This is a genomic window from Halalkalibacter hemicellulosilyticusJCM 9152 (genome assembly GCF_000513115.1).
Lineage (GTDB): Bacteria > Bacillota > Bacilli > Bacillales > Bacillaceae_D > Halalkalibacter > Halalkalibacter hemicellulosilyticus.
On the sequence record NZ_BAUU01000013.1, the window covers coordinates 119,691 to 140,211 of the forward strand.

21 protein-coding genes, 1 pseudogene and 1 other annotated feature are annotated in these 20,521 nt (G+C 38.7%); of the genes and pseudogenes, 12 read left to right on the forward strand and 10 right to left on the reverse strand.

The window, feature by feature from the left end:
* The first annotated feature begins 68 nt into the window (after nucleotides 1-68).
* Nucleotides 69-1,147, forward strand: a pseudogene (gene cysP, locus JCM9152_RS09980) (sulfate permease).
* Nucleotides 1,148-1,180: 33 nt separating this feature from the next.
* On the forward strand, nucleotides 1,181-1,780 hold the full coding sequence (cysC, locus tag JCM9152_RS09985; protein ID WP_035343735.1) for an adenylyl-sulfate kinase: 600 nt from the start codon (nucleotides 1,181-1,183) through the stop codon (nucleotides 1,778-1,780).
* A 116-nt stretch (nucleotides 1,781-1,896) separates the two neighbouring features.
* Here the strand turns inward: cysC and JCM9152_RS09990 are convergent, their stop codons facing one another.
* The 4 genes from JCM9152_RS09990 to JCM9152_RS10005 form a co-directional block, all read right to left on the reverse strand.
* Complete coding sequence (locus JCM9152_RS09990) at nucleotides 1,897-3,702, reverse strand: S8 family peptidase (RefSeq protein ID WP_035343737.1); 1,806 nt, start codon at nucleotides 3,700-3,702, stop codon at nucleotides 1,897-1,899.
* Nucleotides 3,699-4,265 (reverse strand): GNAT family N-acetyltransferase, encoded by a 567-nt coding sequence (locus JCM9152_RS09995; RefSeq protein WP_035343739.1) that lies wholly within the window; start codon nucleotides 4,263-4,265, stop codon nucleotides 3,699-3,701. The genes JCM9152_RS09990 and JCM9152_RS09995 overlap by 4 nt, the downstream gene beginning before the upstream one ends.
* A complete protein-coding gene (locus JCM9152_RS10000) occupies nucleotides 4,262-5,077 on the reverse strand; it encodes a divergent polysaccharide deacetylase family protein (RefSeq protein WP_035343741.1) in 816 nt (271 codons plus the stop codon). Before JCM9152_RS10000 ends, JCM9152_RS09995 begins: the two co-directional genes overlap by 4 nt.
* Nucleotides 5,078-5,263: 186 nt before the next feature.
* Complete coding sequence (locus tag JCM9152_RS10005) at nucleotides 5,264-5,572, reverse strand: MerR family transcriptional regulator (protein WP_035343743.1); 309 nt, start codon at nucleotides 5,570-5,572, stop codon at nucleotides 5,264-5,266.
* Nucleotides 5,573-5,816: 244 nt separating this feature from the next.
* Between JCM9152_RS10005 and cobA the strand changes: the two genes are divergently transcribed.
* Genes cobA through JCM9152_RS10020 form a run of 3 tightly spaced genes read left to right on the forward strand, consistent with a single transcriptional unit; the run spans nucleotide 5,817 to nucleotide 8,750 of the window.
* Complete coding sequence (cobA, locus tag JCM9152_RS10010) at nucleotides 5,817-7,277, forward strand: uroporphyrinogen-III C-methyltransferase (protein ID WP_035343744.1); 1,461 nt, start codon at nucleotides 5,817-5,819, stop codon at nucleotides 7,275-7,277.
* A 4-nt stretch (nucleotides 7,278-7,281) separates the two neighbouring features.
* A complete protein-coding gene (locus tag JCM9152_RS10015; protein WP_035343804.1) occupies nucleotides 7,282-8,109 on the forward strand; it encodes a sirohydrochlorin chelatase in 828 nt (275 codons plus the stop codon).
* A 5-nt stretch (nucleotides 8,110-8,114) separates the two neighbouring features.
* Nucleotides 8,115-8,750: a precorrin-2 dehydrogenase/sirohydrochlorin ferrochelatase family protein gene (locus JCM9152_RS10020; protein WP_035343746.1), complete on the forward strand. Its 636-nt coding sequence runs from the start codon at nucleotides 8,115-8,117 to the stop codon at nucleotides 8,748-8,750.
* Between the two features lie 106 nt (nucleotides 8,751-8,856).
* On the opposite strand, the gene JCM9152_RS23260 is transcribed toward JCM9152_RS10020, so the two are convergent.
* Together JCM9152_RS23260 and folE2 are read right to left on the reverse strand one after the other, a co-directional pair.
* A complete protein-coding gene (locus JCM9152_RS23260; protein WP_235715683.1) occupies nucleotides 8,857-8,976 on the reverse strand; it encodes a DUF6254 family protein in 120 nt (39 codons plus the stop codon).
* A 270-nt stretch (nucleotides 8,977-9,246) separates the two neighbouring features.
* Nucleotides 9,247-10,128 carry a GTP cyclohydrolase FolE2 gene (gene folE2 / locus JCM9152_RS10025; protein WP_035343748.1) on the reverse strand — a complete coding sequence of 294 codons (882 nt, stop codon included), beginning with the start codon at nucleotides 10,126-10,128 and terminating at the stop codon, nucleotides 9,247-9,249.
* A gap of 252 nt (nucleotides 10,129-10,380) precedes the next feature.
* On the opposite strand from folE2, the gene JCM9152_RS10030 reads away from it, so the two are divergent.
* From JCM9152_RS10030 to JCM9152_RS10040, 3 genes are all read left to right on the forward strand, one after another.
* Entirely contained in the window at nucleotides 10,381-10,668 is a 288-nt protein-coding gene (locus JCM9152_RS10030) for a hypothetical protein (protein ID WP_035343750.1), read from the forward strand.
* 203 nt (nucleotides 10,669-10,871) lie between these two features.
* Nucleotides 10,872-12,242 (forward strand): aspartate kinase, encoded by a 1,371-nt coding sequence (locus tag JCM9152_RS10035; RefSeq protein ID WP_035343752.1) that lies wholly within the window; start codon nucleotides 10,872-10,874, stop codon nucleotides 12,240-12,242.
* A 162-nt stretch (nucleotides 12,243-12,404) separates the two neighbouring features.
* The gene (locus JCM9152_RS10040) at nucleotides 12,405-12,803 is read left to right on the forward strand and encodes a GNAT family N-acetyltransferase (RefSeq protein ID WP_035343754.1); all 399 of its coding nucleotides are present in this window, start codon (nucleotides 12,405-12,407) and stop codon (nucleotides 12,801-12,803) included.
* A 53-nt stretch (nucleotides 12,804-12,856) separates the two neighbouring features.
* Here the strand turns inward: JCM9152_RS10040 and JCM9152_RS10045 are convergent, their stop codons facing one another.
* On the reverse strand, nucleotides 12,857-13,675 hold the full coding sequence (locus tag JCM9152_RS10045) for an ion transporter (protein WP_035343756.1): 819 nt from the start codon (nucleotides 13,673-13,675) through the stop codon (nucleotides 12,857-12,859).
* A 150-nt stretch (nucleotides 13,676-13,825) separates the two neighbouring features.
* On the opposite strand from JCM9152_RS10045, the gene JCM9152_RS10050 reads away from it, so the two are divergent.
* Nucleotides 13,826-14,035: a hypothetical protein gene (locus tag JCM9152_RS10050; RefSeq protein ID WP_035343758.1), complete on the forward strand. Its 210-nt coding sequence runs from the start codon at nucleotides 13,826-13,828 to the stop codon at nucleotides 14,033-14,035.
* Between the two features lie 52 nt (nucleotides 14,036-14,087).
* Here the strand turns inward: JCM9152_RS10050 and proC are convergent, their stop codons facing one another.
* Genes proC through proB form a run of 3 tightly spaced genes read right to left on the reverse strand, consistent with a single transcriptional unit; the run spans nucleotide 14,088 to nucleotide 17,277 of the window.
* Nucleotides 14,088-14,912 (reverse strand): pyrroline-5-carboxylate reductase, encoded by an 825-nt coding sequence (gene proC / locus JCM9152_RS10055; RefSeq protein WP_035343760.1) that lies wholly within the window; start codon nucleotides 14,910-14,912, stop codon nucleotides 14,088-14,090.
* Nucleotides 14,912-16,156, reverse strand: a complete 1,245-nt coding sequence (locus JCM9152_RS10060; RefSeq protein ID WP_035343762.1) for a glutamate-5-semialdehyde dehydrogenase — start codon at nucleotides 16,154-16,156, stop codon at nucleotides 14,912-14,914. Before JCM9152_RS10060 ends, proC begins: the two co-directional genes overlap by 1 nt.
* Complete coding sequence (gene proB, locus JCM9152_RS10065; RefSeq protein WP_035343764.1) at nucleotides 16,153-17,277, reverse strand: glutamate 5-kinase; 1,125 nt, start codon at nucleotides 17,275-17,277, stop codon at nucleotides 16,153-16,155. Before proB ends, JCM9152_RS10060 begins: the two co-directional genes overlap by 4 nt.
* A gap of 75 nt (nucleotides 17,278-17,352) precedes the next feature.
* Nucleotides 17,353-17,556, reverse strand: a binding site (T-box leader).
* 104 nt (nucleotides 17,557-17,660) lie between these two features.
* Here proB and JCM9152_RS10070 point away from each other — a divergent pair.
* The 3 genes from JCM9152_RS10070 to JCM9152_RS10080 form a co-directional block, all read left to right on the forward strand.
* Nucleotides 17,661-18,440, forward strand: a complete 780-nt coding sequence (locus JCM9152_RS10070) for an SDR family NAD(P)-dependent oxidoreductase (protein WP_035343767.1) — start codon at nucleotides 17,661-17,663, stop codon at nucleotides 18,438-18,440.
* A 255-nt stretch (nucleotides 18,441-18,695) separates the two neighbouring features.
* Nucleotides 18,696-19,619, forward strand: a complete 924-nt coding sequence (locus JCM9152_RS10075) for an EamA family transporter (RefSeq protein WP_035343769.1) — start codon at nucleotides 18,696-18,698, stop codon at nucleotides 19,617-19,619.
* 193 nt (nucleotides 19,620-19,812) lie between these two features.
* A partial coding sequence (locus tag JCM9152_RS10080; protein WP_035343771.1) for an asparagine synthetase B family protein occupies nucleotides 19,813-20,521 on the forward strand: 709 nt, incomplete at its 3' end.

A 20,521-nucleotide genomic window follows, 5' to 3' on the forward strand; every position in this document is an offset into this window, starting at 1 on the left:
TAGAGAGGGCGCTGAAAAAGGTTGGTTTTTAACTTTTTTGGTGACCTCAATAGGAGGGAAGAAGCTGTATGACATTATCCATTGTCGCAATTGTAATTGCGTGCTTTTTCGCAATGAATATCGGAGCAAGTGGGACAGCAGCGGCAATGGGACCGGCTTATGGAAGTGGTGCCATACCGAAAAAGAGAGTAGCGATGTTACTCGTTGGCGCATTTGCCTTTTTAGGAGCTTTGTCAGGAGGAGAGGTTGTTCGCACGATTGGCAGTGGGATCATTCCGACTTCCATTGTCGATGTTGAGGTCGTCATTATTATTCTTGCGGCTGCATGCCTTTCTCTCTTTATTGCTAATTTACTGGGAATTCCGTTATCGACAAGTGAGGTTGTAGTTGGAGCTATTGTCGGCGCTGGAATTGCTTATCAAGCGTTATTTTTTAATTCATTACTCGTAATCGTTTCGTTTTGGGTAATTGTGCCGGTCGTAGCCTTTTTGCTAGCATTTGTGTTTGGTCATTTAGTGAAAAGACTTGAGAATAAATATCCAATGTTAAATGGAAAGGGAAAATGGCGTAAGCCTTAGCTATTCTTTTAATTGTGAGTGCTTGTATGGAAGCCTTTGCTGCTGGGATGAACAATGTGGCAAATGCTGTAGGGCCGCTTGTTGGAGCAGGACTTATTGATGTTCATATCGGGATCATTATGGGGGGCTTCTTTGTAGCGTTAGGAGCGATTTTACTTGGTGGCAGAGTGCTTGAAACGAACGGGAAACGTATTACGAAATTGAGTCTATTGCAAGGGAGTACGGTTTCGATTACAGGTGGTTCGCTCGTTATTACTGCCTCAGTATTTGGGTTACCTGTGCCGTTAACTCAAGTAACGACATCAGCGATTATTGGGATTGGTACAGTCGATGGTGGATTTCGACTATGGCAAAAAAGTATTTTAAAGCAAATTGTGAAAGTGTGGATTGTTTCACCGTTGTTTTCTCTCGTACTTTCATATGGCTTCATTCTTCTTTTTAAAGAAGGTGATTATTATTCTCTAGCTGTATTGTTAAGTGCTTTAATTGCCACTGCGGGTGCATATAGCTTATACAGAACGGTAAGACAAGATCGTCGAACGACTTATGATGATGGTGCAGGAATATAAGGATTGAATTGTTGCAGAAAAGGTGTGAAAAAGTTGGGACAAAATCAGAATATTGTTTGGCATGATACAACGATAAAAAAAGAAGAACGACAAAAAAGAAACGGCCATAAAAGTTGTATTTTATGGTTTACAGGATTATCAGGTGCAGGAAAATCAACATTGGCAAATGCGTTAGAGCAGCAATTGTTTCGTCAAGGCAAAGCGAGCTATATTCTCGATGGAGACAATGTTCGTCACGGCTTAAATAAAGGTCTAGGCTTCAGCGATGAGGATAGGAAAGAAAACATTCGTCGCATTGGTGAAGTGGCTAAGCTATTTGTAGATGCGGGGACGGTTGTTTGTACAGCGTTTATCTCTCCTTTTAAAGAGGATCGTGACCGTGTGCGTGAGTTGGTTGAGGAGGGGGAGTTTATCGAAGTTTACGTTCGTTGCTCCTTAGAGGCATGCGAGCAACGTGACCCTAAAGGATTATATAAGAAAGCGCGCGCTGGTGAGATCCCTTCATTTACAGGTATTAGCTCTCCGTATGAAGAACCAGAATCGCCAGAGTTAATTATTGACTCTGATAAGCTTTCAGTAGAGGAATCAATTGAAACGATTATCACTTATTTAAAAGAAAATGAAATTCTATAAGAGGTTGTTCAGTGCCCTCCGCTTTTTTCTTTTTGAACGACCACTCTAATATGCTTATAATCATACAGAACGATACCAAACAAACGGTATCGTTCTTTTGTGTTACGGGCTTACGTTTATTGATGGACAGAACGAAGAGCTTCATTTACATCAATTTCTCCGTAGCCGTAATAAGGGTCATATCCTTTTGTTCCTAGATCAGTTGATGTGTTCGTTATAATTTGATAGATATCATCATTTGAGAGCTCTGGGTTGTTAGAACGAAGCAACGCGGCCAAGCCAGAAACATGAGGTGCGGCCATTGAAGTACCAGACATGACGACATAATGGTCATTTGGAAAAAGACTCGGAATATGTTCGCCAGGTGCTGTTACGTCAATGTGATAACCAAAATTGGAGAAAAATGCTCGATTTCGCTTATCGTTCACAGCAGCAACAGTTAATACCTCAGGGTAACGTGCTGGATACATCGGATCTTCAACGTTATCGTTTCCAGAAGCAGCAATAAGGACAACATCTTGTTCATAGGCATAGCGTATGGCGTCATATAACAAATCAGATGAATGATAGTCGCCAAGACTCATGTTAATGACATTGGCTCCGTGATCGACAGCCCAATAAATCCCTTTAGCGACTTCGTATGATGAGCCCTCTCCTTCTTCATTTAATACTTTAATCGGGATGATATAGCTATCCCAAGAAACACCGGCGATTCCTGTAACATTATTCGTTAACGCAGCAGCTATACCTGCTACATGAGTTCCATGTCCATGTGTATCGTTAAAGTCATCACTGTCATCTAATGCATTGTACCCATTTATAAGCTTGTCTTTTAAGTCAGAATGGTTAGGATCGACACCTGTATCCAATATTGCGATTTTCATTTGCTCACCATTAGAAAAATTCCACCCTTGTTCAACTTCGATTTGATTTAAGTTCCATTGATATGGCTTGAAAAATTCATCATTTGGTTCAACATTACTTAATTGACGAGTAGTAGAGACAGGTGTTGCAATCGTACTGATTTGCTTTGATAACGTGTAATTAGGTTCGACAATGGCAAGATGCCGATCATTTTTTAAGCGGTTAATAAGTTCGATCGTATCATTTTGTTTGGATTCAATAAGAAATAAGGGATTCTTATTTTCAAGGATTGTCAGTTCCGGCTGGTCAGCAAACCAGATCGATGCAGTTTCTTTGTCACGGAACTTAATAACTGCTTGATGTTCGATATATTCCCTTTCTAAATCAAGCGTTTTATGATCAGAATGAACAAAAATTTCCCAACCGAGCTCAGGAACTGTTTCGGATTGTAGATTGTCTGGCAATTCATCAGTCGTTTGCCATTCAACGTCAGGGTTGTTTCCTGAAATGAAAAAGGAACCGTTTGTATCAGCTATAGAAGCAAGGTCCTCCATATAATTTTGAATAAACGTGAGATCGACTTCACCGATAACGATTCTATTATTAGAAAGAGTTTCACCGATCATCATGTAGTGTGTGCTATCTACGTTATATGGGTCAGAAAATAGGCTTTTGTGATGGCGGTGTGTGAGTTCGTTTGGATCGATGTCTTTTAATGCGCCTGCTTGTACGATTATTCTATCGTCTTCAACGATAGCGAAGCTTTGGAAATGTGGATGCTCGGTTAATTCTTCTTTGAAATTCTCATAGTACGTACGATCTGAAAAATCTTGCTCGGACCAACGTTGAAGCTGTTCAGATAATTGATGAATGAAAATCGACGTAGACAATGCCAAATCTTCGGCTAATAAATGGTCAATGGATGTTGATTCAACTTGTTTCTTAACATCAATTTCTTGAACAGAGAAAGGAGGTTCTGTCATAAAGGTTTGTTGAATAAAAAATAGTCCTAGTCCGAAAATGGTCAGGATGATGACACCTGTTATGAATGGTTTCACGTTCTAACACCATCCTTATGAAAAAAGTAAGCCATCCATATCTCATCTACATATTGAGAATGAATCAATGCTTGCTCTCGTTGAATTCCTTCAATCACAAATCCAACCTTCTCATAAAGCTTGACAGCGACATCATTTGTTGAAAAAACGGTTAAACACAATTTGTGTAGCTTGTGCACGCGACACCAATCTAATGTATAATTCATCAAATGCTTACCAATACCTATACCTTGAGCATCCTCATATAGCCATGTCCGAAACATGCCAGTATGGTGCTTCATTTTCAATTCTCCGCGAATAACTCGAGCGATTCCTCTAGCGACACCGTCTAATTCTACAACTGCGTACATATTGTGCGATTGCTGCATATTTTGTATGAATTCTCTTTCTTCATCTACAGTACGGGCTTGTTCCTTTTGTAAATAGGTCCCTTCATTTATAATACTTTCAACGGATGTAACGATATTTTCGGCATCTTGAATAGTTGCAGGTCGAAGCCGAACGAAACGACCGTCTTTTGCGGTAAATGTCGTAACGAATTGATCTTCCATTTGTTTGATCATAAATGATCCTCCTCTTCTGGATGCCAAAATCCCTCGTGATCGTCATCGATGTTTGTATGAATGAGATGTGACGTTGGTACAATGTTAATTTCTTTTTCGTTAAACAAAGGGAGACAATCTGATATCCCTTTGTATGTCTCGTCTCCTTCAATTCCAACGTGACCAATAGCGATCGCTGTTTTTTTCTTTTGAGCGATTGCGAGTAGTTTCATCATTTGGTTTGAAACGTGATTGTGAGAAGAATGAGTATCGTCCAAGAAAAGATCTCGGCTAGCATAAGGGATGTTCATTTCCTCTGCCAATGTGGGAATATGTGATTTAGAACTTGTTCCGCTATCAATGATATATAAATCGTGTTCTTTAACAACTTCAAGTATCGTTCGCATAATCTGTTCATTTTCAACAATTTTTGAGCCCATATGATTGTTTAATCCTTTAGCATATGGAACATTGTCAATGGCTTCGGTCACTCTTTTTCGTATTTCTTTTTTTGACAAATCACTCGTAATCGCGTTTTCACCTAACCAAGAAGCTTTACCTTTTTTAGGTTCCATAGGTAAGTGAATCATCACTTCGAGACCAACTGAATGGGCGAGTTCCGCTTGCTCAGTTGAATGCTCTAAAAAAGGCATTATAGCAACGGTAATGGGAATGTCTCCACGAAGGAAAGATTTGACTCCTTTTACATGACCGCCGAAATCATCGATGATGATAGCAACTTGATGCTCGTTTCGAGCAAATGAAAGGGAAGGCATCAATATGAAGTTGAAAAAAGTAAAAATGATTAGACATGTGAGAAATACTCGCTTCATGTTTTTTTCCTCCTGTATTCGAGTACACAACTTGATGTTACGTGTAGTTTGTCACAGTTGTTCCTAAATATGAGAATGAACTATACAAAAAAACAAGCATTACGTGAAATGCTTGTTTTTGTATAGAGAAATGTATAATCAAAAGATTATGAAAATTCTCTGCATGTATGATGTTTTTCGTTAACATTATTTGCGCATCTTGAAAGCGGCATTTAACTGACCACGAAGCATGCGTTCGCGAACTTCCTTTTTCTTTAATTGCTTCTGTTCCATTCGTCTAATTTCAAATGTTTGCATTCCATCTTCCATCTTATTTGCGATATCTACTAATCGTTCGACGTCCAAAAAGGAGTATTTTCTCGTACCTCCCTTTGTTCGTTCGGGGTATACAAGCTTTCTTTCCTCATAATAACGTATTTTTCTCTCCGATAGTCCTGTTAGTTCACTCACTACTCCGATTGTGATAACTTTTTTATCTTTATACGATGATGACATCCTTTCCACCCCACAACTTTTCTGCTTGAATGTCTACTCTTTTCTTTTATATTAGCACAACTTTCTAATGATCATGATAACTTATGTTAGATTATCTGACATTTTTTATTGTCAGTTTAAATATTAGTCGATAAAGTAGTACAATAACGATTATGCAAGAGAAGATCGTTGATGAGAATGGTAGTCTATACTATAATTGATTAAATAGATAAAAATAGTAGGAATAGAATGTGGGGCGGATCGGATGAATAAGGGCTATGTATATTTAGTAGGTGCAGGACCTGGAGATATTCGTTTAATGACGATAAAAGGACAGCAATGTTTAGAGAAGGCGGATGTGGTTTTGTATGATCGTCTTGTCAATCCGTTATTGCTTGAGCAAACAAAACCAGATATTGAGCTTGTTTATTGTGGGAAATTACCAGATCGACATATTCTTAGACAGGAAGCGATACAAGAATTACTAGTGGATTATGCTAAGAAAGGGAAAATCGTTGTTCGGTTAAAAGGAGGAGACCCAAGTGTGTACGGTCGTGTCGGTGAGGAAGCTGCAGCGTTAGAAGCTGCCGGGATACGATATGAAATTATTCCTGGCATTACAGCTGGGATAGGAGCTTCAACTTATGCAGGTGTACCTGTAACTCACCGTGAATACGGCGCTTCATTTGCGATTGTCACAGGTCATGATCAGTCGAAGAATGGACAACCTCAAATAGATTGGAAAGCATTAGCGACTGGAATTGATACAATCGCCTTTTATATGGGGGTCAAAAATTTACCTTATATTTGTGAACAATTAACAATAAATGGCCGTAACCCAAGTACACCAGTTATGCTCGTTCAATGGGGAACACTTGGTAAGCAGCGTGTATTGACAGGGACATTAGAGACGATTGTGAATAAAGTATTGGTAGAAAAATTTACGAATCCGGCTATTACACTTGTTGGAGATGTGACAAAACTACGTACGAAGGAAAGCTGGTTTGAATTGCAACCCCTTTTCAGTAAACATATCTTATTTGCTCGTACTTCTAGTAGTAAAAGTAAAATAGCAAATCAATTACGCGATAATGGGGCAGATGTATTCGAATTTCCACGTATGAAAATGAATGATTATACAAATGAACCGCCGTTTCCATATGAACAATATGAGCAAATTATTTTTCATTCGGAAGAGAGTGTTGATTGGTTTTTTCGAGATTTACAGCGTAAGCACTTAGATATTCGCTCTATCAATGCTTCCTTTTACGGTGCATCAACAAAGTCACAATTACGCATTCAATCGTATGCATGCCTTTCCTATTCGTTAAACCAATTACAAAAAGATGGAAAAAGGCTTGTTATAGGGCCAGAATCTATCATAAAGAACGTGTTAACGAGACAAGAGCGTTATGGAGAGCATGATTGTCTTATCTCACATGCTTTGACAGTCATTCATCAATCAAATGGGACTTGTCGACGTTTACTTGAAGAAGATCGAATTGATACGATTATTTTTCCAAGTGCTGAATCAGTGCGTGTCGTTACAGAACAAATGGCTGATCATGATCAAACCCCTTTGACGCTCTCGAACAGAGCAGAGATTATTTGTTTTGGACCAGAATCAGAGAGAGTGGCTGAACAATTAGGGTATCGAATTGATCATCGTTTAGAAAAGCCGACGTTTGAAGCGCTATTACATGTATTACAAAAAAAGAGAAGGTGATGAAATGCAAGCGATATTGTATGTCGGTCATGGGAGTCGTGTGCAGGCAGGGAATGAAGAATTATTAGCTTTTGTGGAAAAAGCCAAGAGTGCTCAACCACAAGTAACGATTCAAGAATGCTGTTTCTTGGAGCTTGCTGAACCTACGATTGAGCAAGGTGTGCAATCCTGTATTGAGCAGGGAGCTACAGACATTGCGGTACTTCCTGTTCTTCTGCTTACTGCAGGCCACGCGAAGGTTGATATTCCAGAAGCTATTGATGTGATCAAAAGTAAGTTTCCACATATAACGTTTACATATGGTAAGCCGATTGGTGTGGAACAAACCGTTGTTCATATCATTCAAGATCGCCTTGCCGCAGCAGGTCTAAAGGTCGGAGCGGACCGTCCGCGTTATGAAGATCGTCAGCCGGTATCTATTTTACTCGTAGGGCGTGGAAGTAGTGACCCTGATAATACGAGTGATTTAATGAAAATAGCACGTTTAGTTTGGGAGTATACCCCTGTGTCAGAAGTTGAGGTTTGTTTTCTAGCTGCAGCTCGTCCGACAGTTGAGGAAGGTCTACAGCGCCTTCAACGGTTTGATTATCAAACAACGTATGTCGTTCCTTATTTATTATTTACAGGTGTACTCATGAAAAGCTTACAAGAAATGCTCGATGATTGGTCTGAAACGACGGATCGAACGTTTATCTTATGTGATTATTTAGGGTTTGATGACCAATTAATTAAAGTTCTTGCAAGTCGCGCTGAAGAAGTGTTAAACGATGATGTACAAGTGAATTGTGATACATGTCAATTTCGGTTAGCTTATGCTAATAATGGGGGCTAAATTGAATGAAACGTCTACCGATAGTATTAGCGTTAGAAGGTAAGAAGGCAGTGATCGTTGGTGGAGGCCGTGTAGCAGCAAGACATGTAGAAAAGCTTATTCACGCTCGGATGAAAGAGATAATCGTTTACTCTCCAACTGTTCATGATGAATTTCTAGTTCATATTAACAATGAAACGGTAACATGGGTCAAGGAGGTAATTGTTGAACCTAGAAGCTTCGATGCAGACGTCCTATTGCTCACAACACCAAATGAAAGCTTACACCGGGAGCTTTATCAATACAAAAAGCCATATCAGCTTGTCTATGTTGCGACAGATCATGAGCTCAGTGATATTCATTTTCCGCTAACGATTAGAAGAGGAGATTTAACGATTGCTCTTACGACAAATGGGAGTAGCCCACTTTATACGAAGCGAATGAAACAGAAGATTGAACAAAATTTGGATGAACATATTGAAGACGATTTAGCGTTTTTGTATGAGGTGCGTATGCGTTTAAGACAGATGGACATTTCGAAGGAAAAGCGTCGAAGGCTATTAAAGATGGTCGTTTCTGATTCTGTTTTAAGGAGGTCGGATCGCCAATTATATGTGGAAGAGCTTATAAGAAATAAAATTTTTGATGAATATGATGATTAAGGATAAGAACGGACAGCGCTCAATGAGCATTGATTTACCTTTTTCAATGCTCCTTAAGTATTTTAACTTATTAATTGTATAGACTATCTGTTACACTATTTTGCTTCTATGATCGTTTTTCATCGTCTTTTGCAATTTCTGCTAAAGAGGGAACTTTACCATGAGGATGTTGGGCATTTTTTCGCTTACGAAATTGTCGTTCTTTTTGACTCTTTGATTGTGTCACTATTTGTCATCTCCTTTTAGAAATATGATACGGGTTAGTATTTGAAAGGTGAGAGTGCTTTATTCATTTATCTTGCCCTTCCCGCAGGAGTCGAGTGATTTTCACTCTATTCCACTTGTCTAGAAGAAGTTGAATGTAAGAAAGTTTACTGCCCAATAACTAAGATAATTTACACGGAAAATAGAGAAAGGTGAATTTGAGCACGCTCAAATTCACCTTTCTCACAATTAGAAGCTTAGCCTCTAGATTTTGTGTAAGTTGTTTTTTCGTTTACTTTTTAAATGAAAGTCGAGCAATGGCATCGTGCTGATGAATGGATTCTTCATTACGACATTCAATATCAAATGATTGGATATACTCATGCTCATACAAATCTGATGCAACAAGGCGAATAAGATCTTCGACAAAACGAGGGTTCTCATAAGCACGTTCCGTGACCGCTTTTTCATCAGGGCGTTTTAAGACAGGATATAATATTGAGCTTGCATTACTTTCAGCAGCTTCTAATAAAATTGCTTTCCAATCAACATCAGCACTTTCAGCTACTCGTACAGTCATTGTGACAAAGCCTCTTTGATTATGAGCGCTATACTCACTAATTTCCTTCGAACAAGGGCAAAGTGTTGTAACAGCAGCTCTCATCGTTATTTCTGACGTATAGCCTTCTTTTTCGTCAAAATGAACATTATACGTGATATCTGCATGAGCCATCCCTTCCTTTTGCATAGAAGGGCTTGTTTTCGTAAAGAACCACGGAAATTGAACTTGAACATCTGCTGCTTGTTGCTTCATCTCTCGTGCTAAAATCGCTGAAAATTCTCTTAGCGATTCAAGAGATAGCAAATGGGATTGAAAATAAACGTGTAGCTGTTCGGTTAAACGACTCATATTAATGCCTTTAAAGTCTTGTTCGAGACTTGTTGTCATAGCGAAAGTAGCAGTAGTCGTTTGTGTAGTCGGAGCTAGATCGGATTCAATCATGACAGGGTATTTCACATCCGAAATCCCAACTTGCTGAATAGGGAAATAAAAATCATCTGGTTTATTTTGAAGGTCAGGCATCTTTTCCTTTTCTGTTGGTTTAGTTCCTACAATCGGATCTACTGAACCAAAATGACGATGACGCTCTGCCTTTGGTGGTAATTGTTTCATGACATATCAACTCCTGATTAATAAAGTAGCATATATTTTACATTAAAAAGGTATTCCCTTATCATTCTAACTTGAAACCCAACTTTATGTTGAGTTCAAACAAAGATTATTAGAACAAATTTATGCTACCATATTCAACTTAAATGTGAAACAGATTTGCTTAACAATGTCTCTCTATTTACAGAATTTAACCTTCATATTACACTACAAAAGTACTTAGAAACGATTAAGTGTAAAAAGGAAGTGGGTTATTTGAAAAAGGGAACATGGATATTCATTAGTTTGGCGGGGATTCTTCTAATACTGGGCTTCACTATACCTATTACTGTTCAGCCTTCCGCTGACACAAGAACGATTGTAGACCATACATTACATGTATATAGTGCTCCTGAATGTTTTGATCAAGCAGATTTAACGAACAATTTAGAGGAAACGACCTATCACTATGCCAATGAGCTAGAGTATGAAAGTGAATCAAGCTGCACTGATAATGCGTTCATAGGTGAAAAAAAACCTCTTTTAATGGCCATTTTTGATTGAAAAATTGAGGTTCTGCTATGATTTTAGACGATATATTGGATAAGATTAGATGACCATTTGTCATACGTTGTGAGAATGTTAGAAACGATAAAAAGCAACTGATAGCCTTTTGCGTATCATGGTTGATTATGATATATTGAGAATGTTCTAATAACTTATCATTCGAGTAGAGAGAAGACATTTGAGGGAGCTGGAGACAAACAATGAAAGTTGCAAAATTTGGAGGAACATCAGTTGCGAGTGCCGAACAAATTAAGAAAGTAGCAGCTATTGTGGCTGATGACTCTGAGCGGAAAGTGATTGTCGTATCTGCGCCAGGAAAGCGTTATAGTGATGATACGAAAGTAACGGACTTATTAATTGCATTAGGAGAAGCATATTTGGAAAAAGGGGAAGCCGAAGCAGAACTACAAGCTGTTGTTTCTAGATATGAAGACATTGCAGATGGACTTGATTTAGGGAAAGAGATTGTAGCAACGATTGAAGCGGATTTGCGTGACCGTTTAACATTCGATCGTAATCGGCCAGAATCATTAATGGATTTAATTAAAGCGAGTGGTGAAGACAATAACGCTAAATTAATAGCCGATTATTTTCAGCGAATTGGTTTAAATGCGACTTATTTAAACCCTCAAGATGCAGGGCTTCTTGTAAGTGATGAACCAGGTAATGCACAAGTCTTACCGGAAACCTTCGAGCATCTTGAAAAATTACGTGATTCTGATGAAGTTATTGTGTTTCCTGGATTTTTCGGATACTCAAAGGAAGGAACTCTTGTCACTTTTCCAAGAGGAGGATCGGATATAACAGGATCAATTGTAGCAGCGGGAACGAAGGCCGATTTATATGAAAATTTCACAGATGTTGATTCGGTTTTTGCAGCGAACCCAAACGTTGTCGATAACCCAGTCAAAATTAAAAAAATGACATATCGTGAAATGCGTGAATTATCATATGCAGGTTTTTCTGTCTTTCATGATGAAGCGTTAATTCCGGCATTTAGAAATAGAATTCCAGTTTGTGTGAAAAATACGAATAATCCTGCTTCAACGGGAACGATGATTATTTCTGAGCGTGAATATTTCTTAAGCCCGGTTATTGGTATTGCTGCTGATGAAGGGTTTGCAACGATCTATGTACGTAAGTATTTAATGAACCGTGAAGTAGGTTTTGGACGAAAGCTTCTACAAATTCTTGAGGATGAAGGGCTATCATATGAACATATGCCTTCAGGAATTGACGATACGTCCGTTATTGTACGTCAGCATCAATTGACAGCAGAAATTGAGGAACGTATTATAGATCGTATTCAAAAAGAGTTGTGTGTTGACGATGTTTATTTTGAACACGACTTTTCAATGGTGATGATTGTAGGAGAAGGAATGCATAATACAGTCGGTGTATCAGCACGAGCCACGGCAGCGTTAGCACGAGCAAGTGTAAATATCGAGATGATCAACCAAGGTTCCTCTGAAGTCAGCTTAGTACTAGGAGTTCATGCCGAGGATACGGATCGCGCCGTTCGCGAATTGTATCAAGAGTTCTTTGGCGGTGCAGATGAATCGATCGAATAATCAATGAGAAAAGACCTGTATGACTATATTAGAGTGCCCCGATAATATGAGACAGGAAAAAACACCCCCAGAGTCGTATAAATTATTTATCGACATTTGGAGGTGTTTTTGTTCTGGAAAGAGAATATGTAAAAAAAGTTTAATGAGGGGGGATCATTCATTATGGAGGAGATCGTCATAAGTGATGATAAATCATTATTAGATAGGGAAGTGATCTATCGATTTCTGGCTAGCAGTTATTGGGCGAATAAAAGAAGAAGAGAAACGATTAATAAATCAATTGGTGTGTACGATGGAAAGAAACAAATTGGTTTTGCGCGAATTGTGACAGACGAAGCTACCATGTATGGGTTGTGTGATGTGTTTATTGATGAACAATATAGAGGAAAAGGAATAGGCAAGCAACTAATAGATTCGATCGTACATTCAGAAAAATTATCTCATTTATTTGGCTTTTTAGGAACGAAAGATGCACATGATTTTTATCACGTATTTGACTTTCAGATCGAAGAAGAAAAGGTTATGGCACGGATACCTGATTTTTTAAGTAATAAAATGTGAAATAGAGGATGTGTTAGAGCGAATCTAATGACACATCCTTATTCACGAAATGTTTATTTTGATTCAGACATTTTCTTTAAGATCATTTTCACTTCAGAAAGCTCCTGTTTCACTTCGGACAATTCCTTCTTTACTTCATCTTCTTCTTCCTCTAAGTTGGCTTTTTCAACATTGCCTACAATGACACCAATAAACAAGTTAAAGATAATAAATGTACCAATTAAGATGAAAATGATGAAATATAGCCATGACCACGGGATTTCGGCAAAAATAGGGCGCATCACACCACTGGCCCAAGATTCTAGTGTCACGACTTGAAAGAGGGTTAGTAATGTTAATTGAAGATTACCGAAATATTCAGGTGCTGCATGTGCAAACAGCATCGTTCCAATGACAGCAAAAATATAAAAGATGATGCTCATTAAAATCATAATGTTTCCTAGTGCAGGAACCGTCATGACAAGTGCATCTACAAGCCTCCTGAGCGAGGGGATAACGGAAATCGCACGTAACACACGGAGAACTCGTAATATCCGTAATACGGTAATAAAGTGAGCACCTGCAAATATATGGCCAGCTGCTACAATTAAAAAGTCGAACCAGTTCCAGCTACTTCGGAAAAAAGCATGCGTCGGCTTTGTCGCTATAAAGCGCATCGCAATTTCGATCGTGAAAATCCATAGCAATATATAATCGACTGTGAAAAACCAGCTTTTGTATGAATGATATAATTCCGGGTATGTTTCTAAGCCTACGATAATAGCGTTAATAAGGATGAAAATAATAATGGTTGTCGTAAAAGCTTTGTGAAAAACGATCTTCTGTATACGTCGAACAAATGATGAGTTTGAATATGTAGTTGGTTCGGTCATGTTATAGTTCTCCTCCAAAACAAGCTGTCTTTATTTTACTAAAAACGAATTATGTAAAAAAGGGATATGCCTAAAATTATCGTTTGAAATAATTGACTAGAGAATGTATGTTCGTATATAATACAACTTAGAAAGGAGCTGAACGATTATATGCCATTTTTATTCGATGCTAGTCAAAATGATGGTGTCATTTTGGAAATCATTTATGAAGCCAAAGGAGGTGTATTATCTCAAAGAAGAATACGAATTAAGTCATATAACGATAAGCATTTTATTGCTTTCTGCTTAGAGAGAAAACAAACACGAATGTTTCGTATTGACCGTCTCCTTTCTATAGCTCCTATCAAACATGCTAAATAATCAAAACAATGAAAGACGGCCGTAGCCGCCTTTATAGATGTATTTTGTATATTTATTTACCAAGCTCTTTGGAGCGTTTAATCGCTTTTGCGATCGCTTCTTTCATCATTTCTTGACCGTTATGGGAGCGTAATGCGTTAATTCCTGCTTCGGTAGCACCATTAGGGCTCATGACTTCCTCGTATAGCTCCTTTGGAGATTGATTGGTCGTTTGTAGCCTTTTTCCAACTCCGATGATTGTTTGAGCAATAAAAGGCTTCGCTTCTTCAAGTGTTAACCCGGCCTCGACCGCTGCTGCTTCCATAGCTTCGGCAAAATAATAAAAGTAGGCAGGACCACTACCAGCAATGCCGGTAATAGAGTCGATTTTTTCTTCAATGACCGTTGATACCGTTCCAACGACTGAAAACAAATCAATCACTGACGATAAATCTTGTTCAGTTGCAAACGCCCCTTTCGAAATAGCCGTAGCAGATTCACCAACTTTCGCCGATGTATTAGGCATCGTGCGTACGACTTTTGCATCAAAAGGAAGCTGCTCCTCAATCGTTGAAGTAGAAACTCCTGCTAAAACAGATACGAGCAATTGCGATTCTGTGAAAGCATCTCTAATACCAGCTATCGCTTCTTTTAATTGCTTTGGCTTCATAGCTAAAATAACAATGTCAGCTTTTTGCACAGCCTCTTTACGATGTGGTGTTGTGAGAATTCCGTATGTTTGCTTTATTTCATCAAGTCGGATTTGATTACTGAAATTTGTTGCTATAATTTGATTCGCATGCACTTTTCCTTCTGATACTAGACCAGCAAAGATCGCCTCAGCCATTGCACCAGCACCTAAAAATGTAATCGTTTTTCCTGCTAATAAATCACTCATTATTTCACCTGACCATTTCCGTGTACAATATATTTCGTTGATGTTAAAGCTTCTAACCCCATTGGTCCTCGTGCATGAAGCTTCTGCGTGCTAATACCAATTTCAGCACCAAAGCCGAATTCAAAGCCATCTGTAAATCTTGTTGAAGCATTATGATAAACAGCAGCTGCATCAATTTCGTTAAAGAATCTTGCGACATGTTCTTCGTTTTCACTTATAATCGCTTCAGAGTGCTTCGTTCCATATTTATAAATGTGTTCAAGTGCTTCATCAATGGAGGAAACGATTTTGATGGCTACCTTCAAGTCAAGGAATTCATCGGCCCAATCTAATTCCGTAGCTTGTTTAATTCGGTCATCCTTCGCTTGTGTTCTTTCATCGCCAACGAATGAGACACCATTATCAGCTAATTGATTGAGTAAGTTTGAGAAATGGTTGTTCGCCCAGTCTTGGTGAACGAGAATCGTTTCTGCAGCATTACATACGGATGGTCGTTGTGTTTTGGCATTAACCGCGATTTCAATGGCCATTTCGACATTTGCAGACTCATCAATATAGATATGGCAATTTCCGACACCTGTTTCTAATACAGGAATGGAGGCATTTTTTACGACAGATTGAATGAGGGAAGCTCCGCCACGTGGGATCAGTACGTCTAAATATTCATTAAGTGTAAACATTTCACTTGCAGTTTCACGACTTGTATCTTCTAGTAGTTGAATAGCATCAATTGGTATTGTCGTTTCTTTTAGAGCGTTTTGGACAACTTTGACGAGTGCAATGTTCGAATGAATTGCTGATGAGCTACCACGTAGAAGAACAGCGTTTCCTGATTTTAAACAAAGACTAGAAGCATCAATGGTAACATTCGGGCGTGCTTCGTAAATCATTCCAATGACTCCTAGTGGTACACGGATCTTATCAATGGATAAACCGTTCGGACGCTTGAAATTAGTGAGCAATTCACCAACAGGGTCTAATAGTTCAGACACTTGTCTTAAGCTCTCTGCCATATCATCTAACCGTTCAGAAGTAAGCGTTAAACGATCAATTAAACTTGTACTCGTGCCATTTTGGCGAGCGACTTCGATATCTTTTTTGTTTTCTTTAATGAGGAAATCCTTCTCGTTAAGTAATGCATCAGCCATTTTTAGTAGGGCAGCATTTTTTTCTTCTGTTGTTTTTGTAGCAAGTAGTCTAGCGCAATCCTTCGCTTTTTTGGCTTTTGTGATTAATTCACTCATTGTTTCATCTTCTCCTTTTCCTCTGGTACCCATTCATTACGATGGATCACCACGGGTTGTTTTTGTTTTTCATTTTCACGGGTTTCTTGTTGAGTCTTCTGATAGCTTATTAATTCATCGAAGGTCATGGCAGCCTTACCTTTGCCAATTAACTCATGCTTCTCATTTAATACTCCAATGACTTCACCTTTGTTAAATGTTCCTTCAATTTGTTTAATACCTACAGGAAGCAAGCTTTTACCTCGAGATAAGAGAGCTGTTGCTGCTCCTTGATCTACGGTCAGATAAGCGGTTGTCTTAGAATGTAAGGCGATCCATTGCTTTGTCATTGGCATAACAGCTTCATGAGTGAAAGAACCGATATACGTTCCATCGCCTTTACCTGAAAGAATATCAGTGAACATAGCAGGATAATTCCCTTTTCCTATGAAGACATTTACCCCGAGAGACAAAGCGGTTTTAGCGGCGCTTATTTTTGATTTCATTCCACCTGTGCCAACTTTAGAACCTGATTCACCGGCAATATTCATAAGATCATCTGTCAGTTGTGGAATGAAATGAATCTTTTTAGCTTGAGGATTTGTTTGTGGATTTGCATCATACAATCCATTTACATCAGTCATAAGGCATAATGTTCGTGCATGAATAAGTCCACTAACGAGTGCTGATAGCATATCGTTGTCTCCAAATGTTAATTCTTCGATCGAAATAGAGTCGTTTTCATTAATAATTGGAATCGCTCCACGCTTTAATAATTCTGTTAACGTTGAGTAGGCATTTCCGTATCGTGTTTGATCAGAGAAGTCTTGTCGAGTTAGTAAAAGCTGGGCAGGCGTAAGACCGTAATTGGTAAATTGCTCTATATACGCTTGCATCAGTAAGCCTTGGCCGACTGCAGCAGCAGCTTGTTTTCCTTGGATCGTAATAGGTCGAGTAGGATAACCAATAGCACCGAAGCCAGCAGCGACAGCACCTGAAGAAATCATAATCACTTCATGGCCTTCCTGCTTTAGTCTCGCGATTGCTTCAACAAAAAGGGATACTTTTTCCATACTCAATGCACCTTGCTTTGTTGTTAAAGAGCTGCTTCCGATTTTGACAACTAGTCGTTGACGGCCCATAGTTCATCTCCTCATTCCTACAATGCATGAATTTTCTAAAGGGGATTAACGTAAAAAAGCTCCTCCATCCTTGTTGAAAAGGACGAACGAACTGTATCCGCGGTACCACCTTTATTGACATTCAAATCGAATGTCCACTTAAACCCGTAACGTGGGTGAACGGTCAATAGACTAGCTCGAGGGCAGGTTCAATTGATTAGCGGTGATGACCCTTTCAGCCGGTGGAGTCACTCTCTTTACACATAATCGTCATTTACTAATCCCTTTCGTCGCTATTTTCTTCTGTTTTGTTTATTATAAGAGAGAGTGAATACGAACGTCAACTGACTTTCATTAGAAAAAAGAAATTTCGGATAATTTCATTAGTTTGGAGGCTTGAAACGATGGACGGGAAAGTGGTTTGGATTACTGGGGCTTCGAGTGGTTTAGGGAAAGAGATTGCTCTGCAGACAGCTAAGCAAGGTAATACGGTCGTATTACTAGCGCGAAGAATAGATAAATTACTTGAGATCGAGGAGGAAATAAAAAATACTGGTGGAAAGGCACATACGTTTCAGCTTGATGTAGGAGATATAGACAACCTAGAAGTAGTGATTAACTCAATCATGCTTAAGGTAGGACGTATCGACGTGTTAATTAACAATGCTGGTTTTGGTGTTTTTGAACATTTAATTGATGTAGAACTTGATGTGATGAAGGAAATGTTTCATGTGAATGTGTTAGGTTTAATCACTTGTACTCGATATGTCGTTCCGTATATGATTGAACAAAAAGGCGGACATATTATTAATATTGCTTCTCAAGCTGGTAAGCTAGCTACACCGAAAGCGAGCGTATATGCAGCAACCAAACATGCCGTGTTAGGATTTACGAATAGTCTACGGATGGAATTAGCTCCGAATCATATCTATGTTAGTGCAGTTAATCCTGGACCGATTCAAACGGACTTTTTCACAAGAGCAGATGAAGCAGGCTCCTATGTGAAAAACGTTGAAAAGTGGATGCTTCAATCAAAAGATGTAGCGGAAAAGGTGATTCGTTTAATGGAAAAACCAAAAAGAGAAGTTAATTTACCTCGTTGGATGGGAGCTGGCTCAACCTTATACCAGCTGTTCCCGACATTAATTGAAAAAATAGCAGGGAAAAGATTAAGTCAAAAATAAAGGTAGATCCTACTCTTGATGCGAAAGAGGACTAATCAACATCATGGACAATCTTTATTAACGAGTAGAGTTATTTCGCAAGTCAATGAAAAAGATTGACAGTTTTATGTATTGCTTTTAAACTAGTTAGGGATCATGTTTGATAAACCATTCATCGAATGAATGGATGTGGACTTTTCTAGGTATAACCTATTTTCACCACACACTTGCTCAAAGCAAGTGTGTGGTTTTTTGCGCGGGAGGAGAGTGTGTTTAATGAAGCCTATTTGGTTTTATTCGTTACTTGTTTTTTTAGGAGGATGCTGTTTTGGATTATTATCAACCTTTGTGAAATTAGCTTATACAAATGGATTTACGTTAGCTCAAGTAACAGGATTACAATTTCTATTCGGTCTTTTGCTCATTTGGGTGTTTGTTCCATTTGTAAAAAAAGATCAGCTTACAAACTCGTTAAAAACGAAGGTCTTCTTATCTGGACTTCCGATGGGGTTAACAGGTGTTTTCTATTATCAATCATTGCAAACAATAGATGCATCGATTGCTATTATACTTTTATTTCAGTTTGTATGGATTGGAAGTTTATTAGAATGGTTCATTGATCGTAAGAAGCCGAATCAATTACGAATCATGGCAATTGGTACGTGTATGATTGGTTCAATCTTGGCTGGCGGCTTCTTTATGAGCTCACTTGAGTTAACATGGTATGGAACCATTTGGGGGTTGCTTGCTGCGATGAGTTTTTCTGCATTTATTTATTTAAGCGGGAAAGTTGCTCAAACGGTACCAGCAATTCAAAAGAGTGCTTGGCTAACAGCAGGAGGTTTTGTTGTTGTCTTCATCATCTTTTTACCAACTTATATACGTGAAGGATTTCCACTTGAAACGATGATTGCCGTTGCACCATATGGATTATTTTTAGGGCTATTTGGGGTACTATTACCACCATTGCTCTTTTCAATTGGCATGCCGAAGGTTGGTGGAGGACTTGGAACTATATTATCTTCATCGGAACTTCCAGTGGCCATTCTCATGTCTACGATTATATTAAAGGAAACCGTTTCCGTCGTTCAATGGATCGGGGTTGTCATTATTTTAGTAGGGATTGCACTTGGAAATGGAGTTCTGTCTCAGTTGGTCGGATTAAGAAAAACACGAATCAGCGTTATAAAAAATAGTTAGTGGATTCAAGCTTGCTTCAAGAAGTTATAGACTTTTTGAAACAAGCTTTTTTCGTTGAGAATAAGATTAACATGTTATGAATTTGTTGAATACGATAGCGTATAGTTCTATGTCCTAGCGGTATTGGAATACAATAAATAACGTATTTGTTAAGGGAGAATGGATATTTTTTCCTAGAAGGAGTGGATGATACGTGTGTGGTATTACTGGTTGGATTGATTGGAGATATGACTTACGTAAAGAAACAAATGAAATAACGAAGATGGCCAAAACGTTGAACCGTCGTGGACCTGATGATTTACGAGTATGGACGTCAGAGCATGCAGCATTTGGCCATGCAAGGTTAATAGTCGTTGACCCGGAAAATGGCATACAGCCGATGACAAGAACATACAAAGGAAAAACATATACATTAGTTTATAATGGAGAATTGTATAATACGGAGGATTTGCGGAAGGAATTGCTAGCAGTTGGTCACACGTTTACAGGTCACTCTGATACAGAGGTTTTATTAAAATCTTATATCGAATGGGGGTATCAATGTTTAGAGAAGTTAAATGGCATCTTTGCTTTTGCTGTTTGGAATGAGCAAGACCAAAGTATATTGCTTGCGCGCGATCGTTTAGGTGTAAAGCCACTCTTTTATACGGTGCGACATGGTTGTTTGCTATTCGGATCTGAGCTAAAGGCTTTGCTTGCCCATCGGCAAATCCAACCAGTGATAAAAGCAGATGGCCTCGCAGATATTGTTGGGTTAGCACCTTCACGCACACCTGGTCATGGAATTTATAATGAAATTGAAGAGCTTAGGCCGGCTCATTTGCTTATTTATGATCGGAATGGAGCGAAAATTAGTCGTTATTGGTCGCTTAAAAGTAAAGAGCATTCACATACGGTTGAAA